Genomic DNA, 816 nt, shown 5'->3' on the forward strand with positions numbered 1-816 from the left:
GAGGCGTCTGTCAGGCTGTTCACGCCACCAGAGGTGGCGGTTTATCCGAGCAGCTTTTGGCTGCTCGGGATGCGCTACCATGCGATTTTTTAAGGAGCCATCTCATGCAGCGTTTGGTAAAGCCGTCGGATTACGTCCTGCAGGACGTACTTGGCCAATCGATGTATCAGATTCCCTGGGAGCCCAGGCTCTGCCCGGGCAACCCTGCAGAAGATCCCGAGGCTGGCGCACTTCTTTACAACGCATTCGTCCAGGATCAGGCCAAAGGTGTTGTGCCGCGGACACCCGCCGAGCAGATGAGTGACATTCTGGATTGGGTTTTCGAAACGGCAGGCGAACCCGCCCGCAGCCTGGCCGCTGACTTGGCGGCAGCGTACCTAGGCAATCACGCCTTCCTGATCGATGATCTGGATGATTGGGACGCGGAAACCAAGTCGCATCGGGCGCACATGGTTTTTCATGGCGAGGACATTAGGGGACTTTCAGCGCGAACCGTCATGAAATTGCGGGCTCGAGCTGCCGCCGGATTTTAGCCGCGAAAATATCGTTAGACCGGTTGTTGCTACTAGTAACACGGGAGCGCATAACGAATAGAAAGGAACCCGCCCGGACGGGCCAAGAAGGTGTCGCAATGCGTATGACGTTTGGCAGTGCCTGCCGTAACGCGGGCCTTATGGCGGTGGTGTATTTCCTGTACGTGGGCTTCCAGAAGGGACACTTTGATGTCTTCGGCTGGTACGGGGTTGGGTGGTCGTGGGGGGACTGGCTAGTGTTGGCGGTGCTGACGGGGGTTTTTGGGGGCATTCTGTTTGAAGA

The 816-nt window shown here is 57.5% G+C and carries 2 protein-coding genes; both read left to right on the forward strand.

Annotation, left to right across the window (positions count from 1 at the left end; all coding sequences use genetic code 11):
* Nucleotides 1–104: 104 nt before the first annotated feature.
* Nucleotides 105–533 (forward strand): hypothetical protein, encoded by a 429-nt coding sequence (locus tag AACW30_RS23980; RefSeq protein ID WP_010657471.1) that lies wholly within the window; start codon nt 105–107, stop codon nt 531–533.
* 98 nt (nt 534–631) lie between these two features.
* On the forward strand, nt 632–816 hold a 185-nt coding region (locus AACW30_RS23985), incomplete at its 3' end, for a hypothetical protein (RefSeq protein WP_234452775.1).

It is taken from the genome of Pseudomonas sp. MF6747 (genome assembly GCF_963890955.1).
Lineage (GTDB): Bacteria > Pseudomonadota > Gammaproteobacteria > Pseudomonadales > Pseudomonadaceae > Aquipseudomonas.

Bases quoted from the DNA above. Each gene is read 5' to 3' on its own strand.
- AACW30_RS23980 (WP_010657471.1), top strand. From the start codon at position 105: ATGCAGCGTTTGGTAAAGCCGTCGGATTACGTCCTGCAGGACGTACTT.